The 13,891-nt window shown below is 39.4% G+C and carries 8 protein-coding genes; 4 read left to right on the forward strand and 4 right to left on the reverse strand.

The window, feature by feature from the left end:
* Positions 1 to 208: 208 nt before the first annotated feature.
* Positions 209 to 4,564: a hybrid sensor histidine kinase/response regulator transcription factor gene (locus EZ444_RS11520; protein WP_165503596.1), complete on the reverse strand. Its 4,356-nt coding sequence runs from the start codon at positions 4,562 to 4,564 to the stop codon at positions 209 to 211.
* A 173-nt stretch (positions 4,565 to 4,737) separates the two neighbouring features.
* Here EZ444_RS11520 and EZ444_RS27745 point away from each other — a divergent pair, with 173 nt between their 5' ends.
* On the forward strand, positions 4,738 to 4,869 hold the full coding sequence (locus EZ444_RS27745) for a hypothetical protein (protein WP_262711254.1): 132 nt from the start codon (positions 4,738 to 4,740) through the stop codon (positions 4,867 to 4,869).
* Positions 4,870 to 5,955, forward strand: coding sequence for an acyltransferase family protein (locus EZ444_RS11525; RefSeq protein WP_131608917.1), 1,086 nt, complete (start codon positions 4,870 to 4,872; stop codon positions 5,953 to 5,955). It abuts the gene before it with no gap.
* A gap of 79 nt (positions 5,956 to 6,034) precedes the next feature.
* Here EZ444_RS11525 and EZ444_RS11530 read toward each other — a convergent pair whose 3' ends face one another.
* The 3 genes from EZ444_RS11530 to EZ444_RS11540 are packed head-to-tail and all read right to left on the reverse strand — an operon-like array spanning position 6,035 to position 11,758.
* Entirely contained in the window at positions 6,035 to 9,223 is a 3,189-nt protein-coding gene (locus tag EZ444_RS11530) for an efflux RND transporter permease subunit (protein ID WP_131608919.1), read from the reverse strand.
* A gap of 22 nt (positions 9,224 to 9,245) precedes the next feature.
* Positions 9,246 to 10,400 (reverse strand): efflux RND transporter periplasmic adaptor subunit, encoded by a 1,155-nt coding sequence (locus tag EZ444_RS11535; protein WP_131608921.1) that lies wholly within the window; start codon positions 10,398 to 10,400, stop codon positions 9,246 to 9,248.
* Between the two features lie 8 nt (positions 10,401 to 10,408).
* On the reverse strand, positions 10,409 to 11,758 hold the full coding sequence (locus EZ444_RS11540; protein ID WP_131608923.1) for a TolC family protein: 1,350 nt from the start codon (positions 11,756 to 11,758) through the stop codon (positions 10,409 to 10,411).
* A gap of 272 nt (positions 11,759 to 12,030) precedes the next feature.
* Between EZ444_RS11540 and EZ444_RS11545 the strand changes: the two genes are divergently transcribed.
* Both EZ444_RS11545 and EZ444_RS11550 read left to right on the forward strand, forming a co-directional pair.
* Positions 12,031 to 13,122, forward strand: a complete 1,092-nt coding sequence (locus EZ444_RS11545; RefSeq protein ID WP_131608925.1) for a sensor histidine kinase — start codon at positions 12,031 to 12,033, stop codon at positions 13,120 to 13,122.
* 9 nt (positions 13,123 to 13,131) lie between these two features.
* Complete coding sequence (locus tag EZ444_RS11550; RefSeq protein ID WP_131608927.1) at positions 13,132 to 13,890, forward strand: LytR/AlgR family response regulator transcription factor; 759 nt, start codon at positions 13,132 to 13,134, stop codon at positions 13,888 to 13,890.
* Position 13,891 lies beyond the last annotated feature (1 nt).

The raw sequence follows: 13,891 nt of genomic DNA on the forward strand, positions 1-13,891 counted from the left end.
CAACACCTTATCAACCAGAAGAAAAAACATTTGATATGTAAATTTACGAACGATACATTCATAAGTAATACCCTGAGAAATGTTTATACTTGGTTATTAGGTCCCGAATAAAGCGGTATCTATGATAACAAACTTACATAATACAGCCTATGGGAAGGTTCAAATTTGTTCGAAAATGGTTCATTTTTATTCGAAGTCCTTCAAAATCTCAGGAATGGGTCAAATGTTTCACGTACTGGGTGGGTGAAGTGTTATATTTCTCTTTAAAGCAGGTGCTAAAGTATTTTGGATTGTTAAACCCAACTTCAAAAGCCACCATCGATATCCTTTCTTCACCTGCGTCAAATAATTGTTTGGCTCTAGCCAAACGCATATCCCTTACAAAATCAACAGCAGTTACTCCTGCTAAGCTCCTAAACTTACTATAGAAAGCTGTACGACCCATCGCTACCTGATCTGCCAAGGCTTCAATGGTAAAATCTGGATTGGCCATATTTTCTTCCACAATCTTAATTACATTTTTAAGGAAGATTTCATCCTTGGAAGTAATTACAACCTGACCAGGTAAAAGATCAACAACCTTGTCTTTAATCTGGCTAAACATTTTCCGTCGCTGTTTGATCAGGCTTTGCATGGCAGTAATCAGCATTTCTTTATTAAATGGTTTGGTAAAATAATGATCAGCCCCATACCGCAATCCCTCTAACTTGCTTTCGATTGATGCCCTTGCACTGAGCAGTACAATCGGAATATGGCTGGTACGTTGGTCGTTTTTGAGTTTATCCAACATTTCAATCCCATCCATTACAGGCATCATCACGTCACTAAGAATTAAATCTGGAAGAATTTTAGTCGCAGTTGTAAAACCTGCCAAACCATCATTTTCGCAAATTACGGTAAAATGCGCACCGAGTTCTTTGGTTAGGAAAGCGCGCAGTTCATAACTATCTTCGACAAGCAACAACACGGGGTACAACGACGAATCAGTCATCAGCTCTTCGGTATATAGCGAATTTAAATCCGCAGCCGGTACAGCTGTCTCCTGCGCTTTCCATCCGATATCATTCGTTACATTTTCTAAAACATTTCCCTTTAATGGCAAGATTACTTCTACGGTTAAACCTCCATGTTCATTGTTATTAGCGGCAACAGTTCCATTGTGCAATTCGGCAATTTCTTTCACCAGCGCAAGGCCAATACCGATTCCCTTAATGGCATTGGTTTCCTTTCTATTGTCAATGTGATAAAGCACGAAAACCTCTTCTAGCTGATCAGGTGGCAAGCCAATTCCACGATCGCTAATTGCGATGCTAAAATTATGATGATTGTCTACTTTTATAAATATCTCTATTAAGCCTCCTTCATTAGAAAATTTATAAGCATTAGCGAGTAAGTTATACACCATCACATCTACTTTTTCAGGATCAATCTGTACATAAAGTTCATCAAACTCACATTGTATCGCAAAGCTGATGTTTTTTTCAGTGTCCGCGCCTTTGAAGTAATCCGGAAACTTTCTGATGAAACCTATCAATTCAACGATCTGGTAATGGAGCTCCCCTTTCCCACTCTGAATCTTCCTAAGATCCAGCCATTGATCCATAAATCGTGTTAACCGACCCGCGTTTCTATGGATCATCTGTATGTACTGACTCCCTTTTACGGAGAGTTGTTCAGTCTCCATGATTGCTTTTATAGGATTTAAGATCAACGTTAATGGTGTTCGCAATTCATGAGAAACCTGTGTAAAGAAGTCTACCTTAAGTGCCGCCACCTCACGTTCAATGGCAACACTTTGTCGCAAGCGTAGTATCGTTCGTATAATTCTAAAAATAACTATTATAGCGCCAGACAGTAAGATTGCATAAAATAGGTAGGCCCACCATGTCCGCCAAAATGGAGGTTGCACATTGATTTCCAGCTCTTTCGTAGTTTCATTTAAATAGTAATCATTTTTCAAGTTTTTAACTTCAAAAATGTATTCACCCGGTGGTAAATTGGTATAAGTAGCGCGATGCTGATTGCCGCTAAAATGCCAGTTATTATCAAATCCCTTAAGTCGGTAAAGCAGCTGACGCTTTAATCCATCCCGAAAATCAAGCATACCAAAACCAATGCTAATGGTATTCTGATCATATTTAAGCTGTAGTTTATCTACTTTATCAATTCCTACCTGAAGTACTGATCCAACATCGCCTACATTGACGGATTGATTATTTATCAAAAGGTTATGGAAGATAATCCTGCTGCTTCTCTGCTTTTCATTCAGATTTAAGGGGTCAAATTTTAAAAATCCTTTTTCGGTTCCAAATGTGATTTCGCCATTGGGCGATGCAGTCACTGTTCCCTCAGAAAATGTGGCTACGAACACACCATCTTCTTCGCGATAATTACGAAAAGTTCCTTTTGTTGGGTCAAATCTAGAAAGTCCCGTTTGTGTAGCGAGCCAAATCTTACCATTTTTATCTTGTTGCGCACTTAATACATGATTACTTAGCAGTCCGGCGGTCGAATTATAGTTTTTAAACTTTATACTTTTTAATGGGTCGGCATAATTTGCTTTACACAATCCGCCACCAGAAGTGGATAGCCACATTTCCTCCTTTCCATCATAAAAAATATGCTGTACATCATTGGCACCAAGGCTATTTGGATCAGTCTCTTTATTTACGTAAAACTTAACTTTTTGTGGAACATCGGAGATACCATTTGGCCGAAGGATCATTAATCCATTTGTCGTTCCAACCCAAAGATTATGATCAGCATCAGCAGTAATACTCCTGATTTTACAGAATTCCGCCGTTTCCTTCATATGCTGACCAACATGAACGAAAGCCGTGATTCCATTTTCTTCTGTGGCTAAATCCAGGCCTCTTTCAAAAGTGCCCAACCAAACCCGCTTACTTTGATCTTCAAACAATGCAACTATTTTATTGCTGCCTAAACTATTCTTATCGGATGGATTATGTTCAAAATGACTTAAGCGATAGGATGTTCCTTCGGTAGAGATAGGATCTGCTTTGAATAATCCGTGTCCCTTCGTCCCAATCCAAATTGTTCCTTTGTGATCTTCAAGTATTGCATATATCGATCCTAAACCATTTTTCGGCAGGTTTTCAATGGGATTAGGTTGTAAACCTCCATTTTTATATAAAAAAATGCGCCCTTTTTTTGTCCCCATCCAGGTACGACCAAAATGATCAGTGGTAATCCCCCTAACCTGGTTAGCTAAACGATTTGAATTTTCAGTAACTAATTGTGGGCTAAAATCAGAATTTGGTGGAGTAATTTCAACGATTCCTTTGTGAGTTGCAAGCCATATTACACCAAATCGATCATATAGGCAATTATTAACCATATCTGGAAACATACCATTCACACTTTCTCCTTCGGCAAGATAGGCACCAGAAATCACCATTTTGGGCTCATCAAAATAGCCAAATCCGCCACCTTTCATATTTACCCATATGCGCCCTAAATCATCCTCAAAAATATTATACTTTTGCAAGCCATTATTGATTCCGTCTGCTCTATTTTGAAACCAATTGAATTTACCTGTACCTGGCACATATCTGATCACCCCTCTTTTACCAGATTCTATCCATAAATTACCAGATCGATCTTCGAAAATCGTGGAAGCATTTATTTTTTCGTCGATTCTTGTATCGTTTACGAGTTCTGCCTTATCGTTAACAGTTAAGAGCGATCCCTTATTAGTTGTACAAAAAAGCAAGGCATTCTTTTTCGATTTCTTCAACCCTACAATAGCATCAGTTGTTATTTTCTTAACCAGTACATTATGACTTATTTTGTTGATGGTTACCAGATGACCGCTTAAGGTTGCGAGGTAAATAGACGATTCGTCCTCTGAGAAGCTGGTAAAATTTAATGATGACAATAGTTGGTTGGTAAGGCGAATTCGTCCATACCTCCCATTTTCATTTGTTTTTACACCATAAACTCCACGATGGGTACCTAGCCAAATTTGATTGTGCTGATCTGAAAAAATAAAGCGAACGCTATCTGAACCTATTTTACCGCCAGCTTTTGCCTTAGTATTGAAAGGAACCGCCCGGAGCTTATCATGCTTAGTCGAAATGATATGCCCCCCCATTCCCCGCATAGTTATGCCAACAAGACCTGGACGCAGGTAATAAATTTCAGTTGCCTGTATATTGCTTTCCCCTAAATTAAGCTCCTTCAAAGAGGAAAATTTCTCGCTCTTTTTGACGAAACAGTATATACGTTTGTCCAATCCCTTTAACCAAAGGTTGCCTTCTCCATCATCAATGATGCGCTCTATACGACTGGTTCTTACGGCCGCAGCGATATCACCCGGACCATATTTAAAAGAACTGAAATTTCTACCATCAAATCTATTGATTCCGCCCCATCCACCAATCCAAATATAACCATCCTGATCCTGCACAATGACATTGGTACGATCATGAGACAAGCCATCTTCACTGGTATACCTGGTTACCTTACAATTGATCTGAGCCTGTGACAGAGGTGTCCAACCGAAAATAACTAGTGTAAATAAAATAACACGTAAGAGGCACATGACTATTAAGTTATGCAGCTGAATATACAGGATATTTCGAGAGTTTAATTCCAAAAGTCTTATAAAATCTTTTTTTGAGCTTATATTAGCTAAACAGAAAAACCAAAACATTCACCAACCGCTCTATGTATAAAACATTACTGTTATCCATTCTTCTAGTTAAATTTTATCGCATGCAACTTTATGATGAGGCTTTGCTTAATCAAAATAAGGCGATTGAAATGCTTAGTAAACAAAAGAACTCAAATGACAGACTTTCGACACTAAAGGCGGAAGCCGAAAAAATGAAACAAAGGAAATTGTAAATGAACACGAATGCACTAAACCCAGAAATCTTAAAAACTAAACAACATTTTGAAATTCTTGACGGATTAAGAGGAGTAGCTGCATTGGCTATTGTGGTGTTCCATTTCATGGAAATGGTATATCTTCCCGGCAAAAACTTCATTGCACATGGCTTTTTAGCGGTAGATTTCTTTTTCTGTTTATCGGGATTTGTAATTGCTTATGCTTATGATGACCGGATCGGGAAAATGGGGATTAAAGAATTTTTCAAATCCAGGCTGATCAGATTACATCCTTTGGTGATCATGGGTTCTGTATTAGGTTTATTGGCCTTTCTGTTTGATCCCTTTGGTAGAACACCAGAAGTATATAGTGCCGGAAAAATCATACTTATTTTCCTTTGCTCCATCTTACTTATTCCATATCCTGTAATTGCCGAGCGTTCATTTAACTTGTTCGGGTTAAACGCACCTGCATGGTCGTTATTTTGGGAGTATGTAGCCAATATCCTTTATGCACTTATTCTTTGCCGACTAGATCGTCGTATTCTGCTTATACTGGCTATAATAGCTGCAGGCACACTTTGCTATGTGAGCTACCGTGCTGGTGGTAGCTTATTGGGTGGATGGGCTGGAGAAAACTTCTGGGACGGCGGTGCCCGAATCGCCTATTCATTTTTAGTGGGTATGCTGATTTTCCGTTTTAACTGGATCATAAAAAATAAACTAGGTTTTTTGGGCTTATCGGTGTTATTGTTGCTGGCCTTTTTTCTGCCAGATTCCAAATGGAACGGGTTTACTCAACCAATGGTAGTACTGATTTACTTCCCGCTGCTTGTGGCTTTGGGTGCTGGTGCAAACCTTAGCCAAGGCGTAAAAAACTTATGTGTATTCTCGGGTAAAATATCTTACCCATTGTATATGACACATTATGCAGTGATATGGATATTTTTGAGCTACTATACTACTCATAAGCCTGAAACACCACAATTAACGATGATTATACTAACAGGAACAATCCTTTTACTTGGATTCGCTTATCTGGTAATGACGGTTTATGATACACCTGTAAGAACTTACTTAACCAAATTAAGGTCAAAAAAATAAACAATAAAAAACACGTAAAAGCAAAGAGCGGGTGTATCAAAATCATGATACACCCGCTCTTTGCTTTTACCGCTAAATCCTATTCTTCAATATCCGGATCTGCATGCAAAGTATCTTTGTGTGCATCGGCACTATAGCTTGCTTCCAGCTCAGCCAACTTCTGCTTTCCGTAAGCCAGTTTTGTAATTAGTACAAACAATACCGGCACAATAAATATGGCCAGAATAGTTGCCGACAACATACCTGCGGCTACTGTCCAGCCAATGGTTTGTCTGGATACCGCTCCTGCGCCTACCGACAATACCAAAGGAATTACCCCTAAAATAAATGCCACAGAGGTCATCACAATCGGTCGTAACCTCAACTTAACAGCCTCCATTGTTGCAGGAATAAGTCCCATTCCCCAATCTACACGCTCCTTTGCAAATTCAACAATCAGAATCGCATTCTTCGCCGAAAGTCCGATCAGGGTAATTAAACCTACCTGAGCATAAATGTTATTATCCAGATGAGGCAAGAATATCAATGCCAGAATAGCACCGAATAAACCTAAGGGAACGCTTAGTAAAATTGAAAAGGGAACAGACCAGCTCTCATATAAAGAGGCCAATAAAAGGAATACGACAACAATAATTAATGCAAATATAACTGTGGTACTGTCCCCTGCTTCTTGTTCCTGCTGACTCATTCCGGAGAAGTTGTAACTGTAACCAGCTGGTAGGTTTTCAGCCGCTGCGTTCTCTAAAGCAGCCAATGCCTCACCACTACTCTTACCTGGTTTTGCAGCACCGCTAATCTCAATAGATCTAAACAGGTTATAATGATTAATAACTGAAGGATTCTCTATCTTTTTATAAGAAACCATTGTAGTCAATGGAACCGGAACCCCTTTTATGTTTTTCACATAAATCTGATTCAAATCCTCAATCTTACTTCGGTAATTGGTATCGGCTTGGGCAACAACCCTAAAGCTTCTACCATATTTAGTAAAATCATTGATATAAGCACTACCAAAGTAAGAAGATATCGTACTGTAAACAGCCCCGATGGATACGCCCATCTTCTTCACTTGATCGCGATCCACACTAATCTTATAATTTGGCGTATTGGAATTGAATAAGGTATAAGCCATTCCAATAGCTGGATCTTGATTTGCCGCTCCTAAAAACTTGCCCACAACCTCCTGGAATTTCTTAATGTCACCAGTCTGCTGCTCCTGAACCTGCATGGTAAAACCACCGCTGAAACCTAAGCCCGGAATTGGAGGTGGCTGTACGGCAATTAAATTACCTTCCTTATCACCAGCAAAGGCTCTTTGTACATTAGCGACCACAGCTGATACATCTTTTTTACGGTCATTCCAATGGTGTAACTGCACAAAGAAGGTAGCCGCATTGGATTTAAATGAACTATTTAAGATGTTCATTCCGGAAATAGAGGTCACATTTTTGATTTCAGGATTCTCCTTACGGATCGTTTCAATAATCCTGGCTACATAAGCATCCGTTCTTACTGCAGATGAACCTTCTGGTAAAGTGGCACCCATAATAAATACCCCAGCATCCTCATTAGGAATAAATCCTGATGGTTTTGCACTAAACAAACCAACTGTACCTGCATAAATACACACCAGTAATACCATTACTAAGGGCGCTTTTTTCAAACACCACTGTACACCTTTAGAATATTTACTGGTTACGCGTGCAAACCATGCGTTGAACTTATAGAAAAACTTATTTAAGCCTTTTGAATCTTTATGAATGTCCATCGGTTTTAGCATCAATGAACACAATGCAGGCGTTAACGTTAGGGCAATAAATGCGGAGATCAATACAGATATGGCAATTGTGATGGCAAACTGCTGATACAACTGACCAACCATTCCCGGAATAAAGCCTACCGGAACAAATACCGCAGCCAGAATTAATGCAATTGCAATAACAGGCGCTGTGATGTCCCGCATCGCTTTCCTCGTTGCCTCTTTGGCCGATAAGCCCTCATGGTCCATATAATGCTGCACAGCCTCCACCACAACAATGGCATCATCTACCACAATACCAATGGCGAGGACGAAACCAAACATAGTCAACACGTTTACCGAGAAGCCCAGCAAGTTAAAGAAGATAAAAGTACCAATAATGGAAACCGGGATCGCCAATACAGGAATTAATGTTGCTCTCCAACTTTGAAGGAACAGGAATACTACTATAGTTACCAATATCAATGCCTCGATCAGGGTTTTAACTACACCATCAATAGACAGATTTACGATAGATACCGTTTCATATCCGATCGTATAATCCAAATCTTCAGGGAAGGATTGCTTTAACTTATCAAGCGTTTTAATAATCCCTTCGTATGTTTGTACCGCATTACCTCCGGGAGTCTGGTTAACCCCCATCATCGCTGCCGACTTACCGTTGATCTGCGCATTGATGCTATAAGCAAATTCACCCAGTTCAATTCTGGCAACATCTTTCAAATACACTGCCGAACCATTTTCAGAAGTCTTTACAATAATGTTCCTGAATTCTTCTTCAGTACTCAGGTCACCATCCATAATCACGGAGAACTCAAAAGTCTGGTTACCCTTCTGCGGTGGTCCACCTACACTACCTCCCGGAATACGCGTATTCTGCTCCTGAATAGCTGCAGAAACCTCTGCCGGAGTAATCCCCATAGCTGCCATTTTATTGGCATCTAACCATACACGCATACTAAATGGCTGTCCAAAAGCCATCACATCCCCTACTCCTTTAACCCTTAAAAGGGCATCTTTTAAATATAAGTTGGAGTAGTTAGATAAGAACTTTTGGTCGTAGGTGCCCTTTGGAGAATACAATCCAAGCACCATTAACATGTCTGTATTTGCTTTTTTTGTGGTTACACCTAACCTTCTTACCGCTTCCGGCAATGAGGGTTCGGCAATACCAACACGGTTCTGCACATCTAATGCAGCAATGTCAATATCTGTTCCTACTTCGAAAGTTACCGTAATGGTCGATCTACCATCAGCAGTACTTGAAGAGGTCAGGTACTTCATACCTGGTGTACCATTAATCTGGCTTTCAATAGGTGTGGTTACCGTTTGTTCAACGGTCTGTGCATCTGCACCGGTATAGGTGGCACTCACCGTTACTGTCGGCGGTGCAATATTTGGGTACTGGCTAATGGGTAGCCCTGTGAGTACAATGATACCCACCATAACGATCAGTATGGAGATAACAATCGCCGTTACCGGACGTTTTATAAAAACTTCTGAAATCATAATGTCTTAAAATATTTTGAAACTATTTTTTTGCAGGCTGCGTCGCAGCAACCTCTGGAGATTTTGTAGCTGCCTGAACTATTGAACCTGGTCTTACGTTTTGCGCTCCTTCCGAAACGATGACTTCACCGGCCTGTAAGCCGTTCAATACCACAATCTTCTCTCCTGTTTCCGAGCCAAGCTTAATGATACGTTGCTGTGCTTTACTGCTATCACCAACTACATACACCATATACTCACCTAATTGCTCCGATACCGATTTGTAAGGAATCGTTACTTGCTTGCTTTCGGCTTTGTTTAAAACCTTAACGTTACAAGTCATACCACTCAACAACATACCAGAGGTATTAGGATAACTGATTCTTACTTTTATCGTTCCTGTTCCAGGATCAACTGAACGGTCTACGGCTACAATTTTTCCTGCCATCTTATACACGCTTTTATCCTGAAGCTCTATGCTGAATACAGAATCTTTAACGGTTGAAGCATTTTGTTGTAGCTTAAGAAATCGTGGAATATCTTTTTGATTTACGGCAATATCAACAGCAATCGGATCATTTGCCGAAACGGTGTTCAACAAGGTAGTGCCCTGACTTGCCAACGCGCCAACCTTTACTTGTGAGATACCGATAGTACCTGTTAGTGGCGACACGATAACCGAGCGGTTAAGGTTTGCTTTTGCAGTGGCCAAAGCGGCTTCTGCTACTGCAACCTGAGATCCTGCATTAGCCATATCTGTTAACGCATAATCCACACGTTGCTTAGCCACAGCTTCCTGTTTTGCCAGATTGGTATAGCGCTCAGCATCTTTTTTTGCTTTAAGGTGATTGGCCTTTGCTACTTGTAAATTAGCATTTGCAGAATTGTAAGCAGCGAGGTAATTGGTACGGTCTATTTCGTAAAGCTTCTGTCCTTTAGTTACTTTTTGGCCATCTTTAACAAAGATAGCTGTCACATAACCACCAACTTCAGCTCTTAGTTCAACTTCATTTAATGCCACAACCACACCTGGATAAGTATCTACGGTGGTCACGTCTTCTTCAGCTACTGTATAAACACTTACTGGAATAGCTGCAGGGGCTGCTGCCATTTGTGCAGGTTTTTCTGAACTCCCACATGATGCTAAAATAGCAGCGCCTAATATTAAAATGCCTGGTTTTATCGAATTGAATTTCATTGCTGATTTTATTGAGTAATAGTTATTGTTCCTAATGCTTGTTGCACATCTAATTTTGCGGAAAGCAAACTGTAAAGTGCATTTAGATAATTGAGTTGTGTAGTTCTTAGATCGGTTTCTGCAGTCATCAGATCCAGGTATGTTTTAATCCCCTCATCGTATTGAAGCTTTATCGTTCCGTACACTTGTTTAGAGATTTCTTGATTTTCATTTGCAGTTTTCCAATCGTTTAAACCCGCTTTATAAGTTGCCATTGCCTGCTCATATTGACTATTGATCTGGTTTTTGGTATTCTCCAGGTCTAAATCAATTCGTTTCTCCAATAATTGTGACTTACGGATTTCCTGAGTACGCTTAGTTCCCTGGAAAATTGGGATACTCAATTTCAATCCTGCCATTGATCCTGGGTACGAGTTACTATATAAATCCTTAAAATCGTTATTCATGTAATTCCAGCTGTAGTTTGCAAAAGCAGACAGCTTAGGCATATATGCCAATTTGTTATAAGAAGTATTGATTTGTTGTAACTGACGCTGGGTTTCTAATTGTTTAAATTCAATTCTATTGCGTGGATTAAGGACCTGTGCCGTATCTAACAACACCTCCTGCTCCATGCCCTTTTCATTAAACACCAGACTTAAATCATTACCGGCATCATAACCTATAATAGATTTTAGATAAGCATACTTGTATTTTAACAATTCCTGCGTTCTTTTTCTATCTGCTCTAGCGTTACTCAAACTGATTTGAGCCCTTTGGAAGTCAGTTTTATCCACTAAACCTGCATCATACTGTGCTTTGGCATCTTTAAATTGTTTTTCTAAACGGGAAATATTTTCATCGATGATTTTAAACTGCTCCTGACTCGTCAGGATATCATAAAAAGCCTTGCTCACTTCAACCACCGTAGTGATTTTAGTGTTTTCAGTACCTTGTTTATACTGCTGTCTGTAATACTTTGCTGACTTAGAAGCCTGAATTAAGCCCGCATTTAGTAATTGTTGATCGGCTTGTAAAGTAATACCCGAAGTATTCTTAGTACCTAAAGTCATGTACGAAGTCTGCCCATCAACAGTTAAAGCATTTACCTGTTGCTTCATGTTGTGGTTAAAACTCGCATCTGCGTTGATTTGTGGCAACCAGCCTGAAAGTGCAGATTTGATATCACGTTCGCCAATCTCTTCATCTACGAGGGTCTGTTTTACACCTGGCTTATTTTTTAGGGCATAGTTAATCACATCCTGCAACGATGCTTGTTGCAATACTGTTTTTGTGCTGTCGGTCTGCGCAAAAATATGCGAAGGAATAAAGACCGTTCCCATCACAAAAAGCATAAATGATATTTTATTTAATTTCATAATGTCTTTCGAATTGAAAATTTTGAAGCTGCAAAAGTAATTTTACCTGGAAGTGGCTGGGGTAAAAGTTGACCGAACTCAACAATTTTGAGACTGAACCGACGCATAAGCAAGCTCAAATGAAATTCATTTATGTAAATTTATAAATCGATAAAGGTGTCGGTTGAGTACTGAGATTATCCGTTCTGGCCTTAACTTTACGGCATTCGGTTAGTTTTGCTGATCAGAATGGCTTCTAAGTGGTATCCTTGTATATTAAGCTCGTATAATCAATGGCATTAAAGAAAGAATCTCAAGACTTTTATAAATATTTCAGGTTTATTATTATCCCTGTGGTATTTGTTGGCTTCTATTTGTTGGCCTTCATGATTGACCCTAATAGGCCATGGTCGGGCTTTTTCAAAAGAGATACAACCGAGATCCTTACTGAATGGATCTTTGTATCTATTTTCTGCTTACTAATTACCGAGATCAGTCTAGCCATTGCGCGCACACTGGATCGCAGATTACCTTGGGTTTTGTATCCGCTGTGGAGATTTCTCCTTCAATTTAGTCTGCAGATTATCGCTTCGATAGCCTTCCTTTATATCTATTTACACATTACGCTGGGTGCATTTGGAGGAGAAATGAAGTTTAGTGATCTGAATGCTGAGGGATTGCGACAGTCATTCGTAGTGAGTGCGCTTTTATCTGTATTGATCAGCTTAATTTTTACGGGCAATTTCTTTTTACAACAATGGAAAGCTGCTATGCTGGAAACTTCAAATTTGAATTTAAAGGCTGCAGAATTGAAGCAGATTGCGCTCGAATCAGAGTTACAATCGCTCAAAATGCAGCTCGACCCCCATTTTATGTTTAACAACTTCAGCACACTTTCTGCTCTTATTGCTGAGGATGCTAATGCTGCTCAACACTTTCTCGAAAACCTATCCCGTGTATATCGGTACATGATCATCAATGTCCATAAAAATATCATTTCTGTAGAAGAAGAGATTCGTTTTGCGGAAGCCTATTTTTACCTCATCAAAATCCGCTTGGGCGAAAACATAAAAATGCAATTGACATTAAGTGATGAGGTGCTTAAAAAGGGGATCCCTCCAATTACGTTACAATTATTGATAGAAAATGCGATTAAGCACAATACTGCGTCACGTTCTAAACCATTGACGATAAATATTAACGAGGATGACCAGAAAAACCTGGTGATCACCAATTCACTGCAACGACTTAATTATAATATTCCCTCTACCTGCACTGGTTTAAAAAATATTGAAAGCCGTTATCGTTTACTTTCCGACAAACTACCCGAGGTTACTGAGACTGAAAATCTTTTTGTGGTGAAATTACCTTTAATGGACATTTAAATGCTGGATATGAAATTATTAATTATTGAAGACGAGATACATAATGCGAACAGATTACAGGCGATGATTAAGGAGCTCAATCCTGATATTTCAATTGTAGGAGTTTTAGAAAGTGTGGCCGACAGCATTGAATGGTTTTCAGTAAATCAGCAACCTGATCTGATATTAATGGATGTACGACTGGCGGATGGGCTTTGCTTTGAGATTTTTTCGGCTTGTAATATCACAACACCAGTTATATTTACCACTGCATACGATGAGTATGCCATACGTGCTTTTAAAGTGAATAGCATAGATTACTTGTTAAAACCCATCCATAAACAGGAATTGGCAGGAGCTTTGGCTAAATACAAACAGCTTACAGGTAATCAACAGGCCGACCCAATCATTTCTGACCTTATCGACATCATTAAAAAACAGGATCCAGTTTATCGGTCGCGTTTTTTAATTCAGGTAAATGATGGTTACAAAACGGTTGTCGTAAAAGACATTGATTATATCTATTCTGAATTTAAAATCACCCATCTGGTACTTCATCAAGGGCAGGAACATGCAGTTCCTTATACCATGGATGAAATAGAAGAGCAATTAGATCCCGCAGCATTTTTTAGGGCAAACAGGCAGCACATCATTAGCATCAACAGCATTAAAGACATTCATAACTTCTTTAATGGTAAGCTGAAGGTTATTTTGCACAAATATCCAGAAGCAGAGATTTTTATTAGCAGAGAAAAAGCTGCTGCTTTTAAGCAATGGCTCGATAATTAAT

Source organism: Pedobacter hiemivivus (assembly GCF_004331685.1).
GTDB classification, from domain to species: Bacteria; Bacteroidota; Bacteroidia; order Sphingobacteriales; family Sphingobacteriaceae; genus Pedobacter; species Pedobacter hiemivivus.

Coding starts and splice junctions, on each gene's coding strand:
- EZ444_RS11520 (WP_165503596.1), bottom strand. CDS start 4,564: ATGTGCCTCTTACGTGTTATTTTATTTACACTAGTTATTTTCGGTTGG.
- EZ444_RS27745 (WP_262711254.1), top strand. CDS start 4,738: ATGCAACTTTATGATGAGGCTTTGCTTAATCAAAATAAGGCGATTGAA.
- EZ444_RS11525 (WP_131608917.1), top strand. CDS start 4,870: ATGAACACGAATGCACTAAACCCAGAAATCTTAAAAACTAAACAACAT.
- EZ444_RS11530 (WP_131608919.1), bottom strand. CDS start 9,223: ATGATTTCAGAAGTTTTTATAAAACGTCCGGTAACGGCGATTGTTATC.
- EZ444_RS11535 (WP_131608921.1), bottom strand. CDS start 10,400: ATGAAATTCAATTCGATAAAACCAGGCATTTTAATATTAGGCGCTGCT.
- EZ444_RS11540 (WP_131608923.1), bottom strand. CDS start 11,758: ATGAAATTAAATAAAATATCATTTATGCTTTTTGTGATGGGAACGGTC.
- EZ444_RS11545 (WP_131608925.1), top strand. CDS start 12,031: ATGGCATTAAAGAAAGAATCTCAAGACTTTTATAAATATTTCAGGTTT.
- EZ444_RS11550 (WP_131608927.1), top strand. CDS start 13,132: ATGAAATTATTAATTATTGAAGACGAGATACATAATGCGAACAGATTA.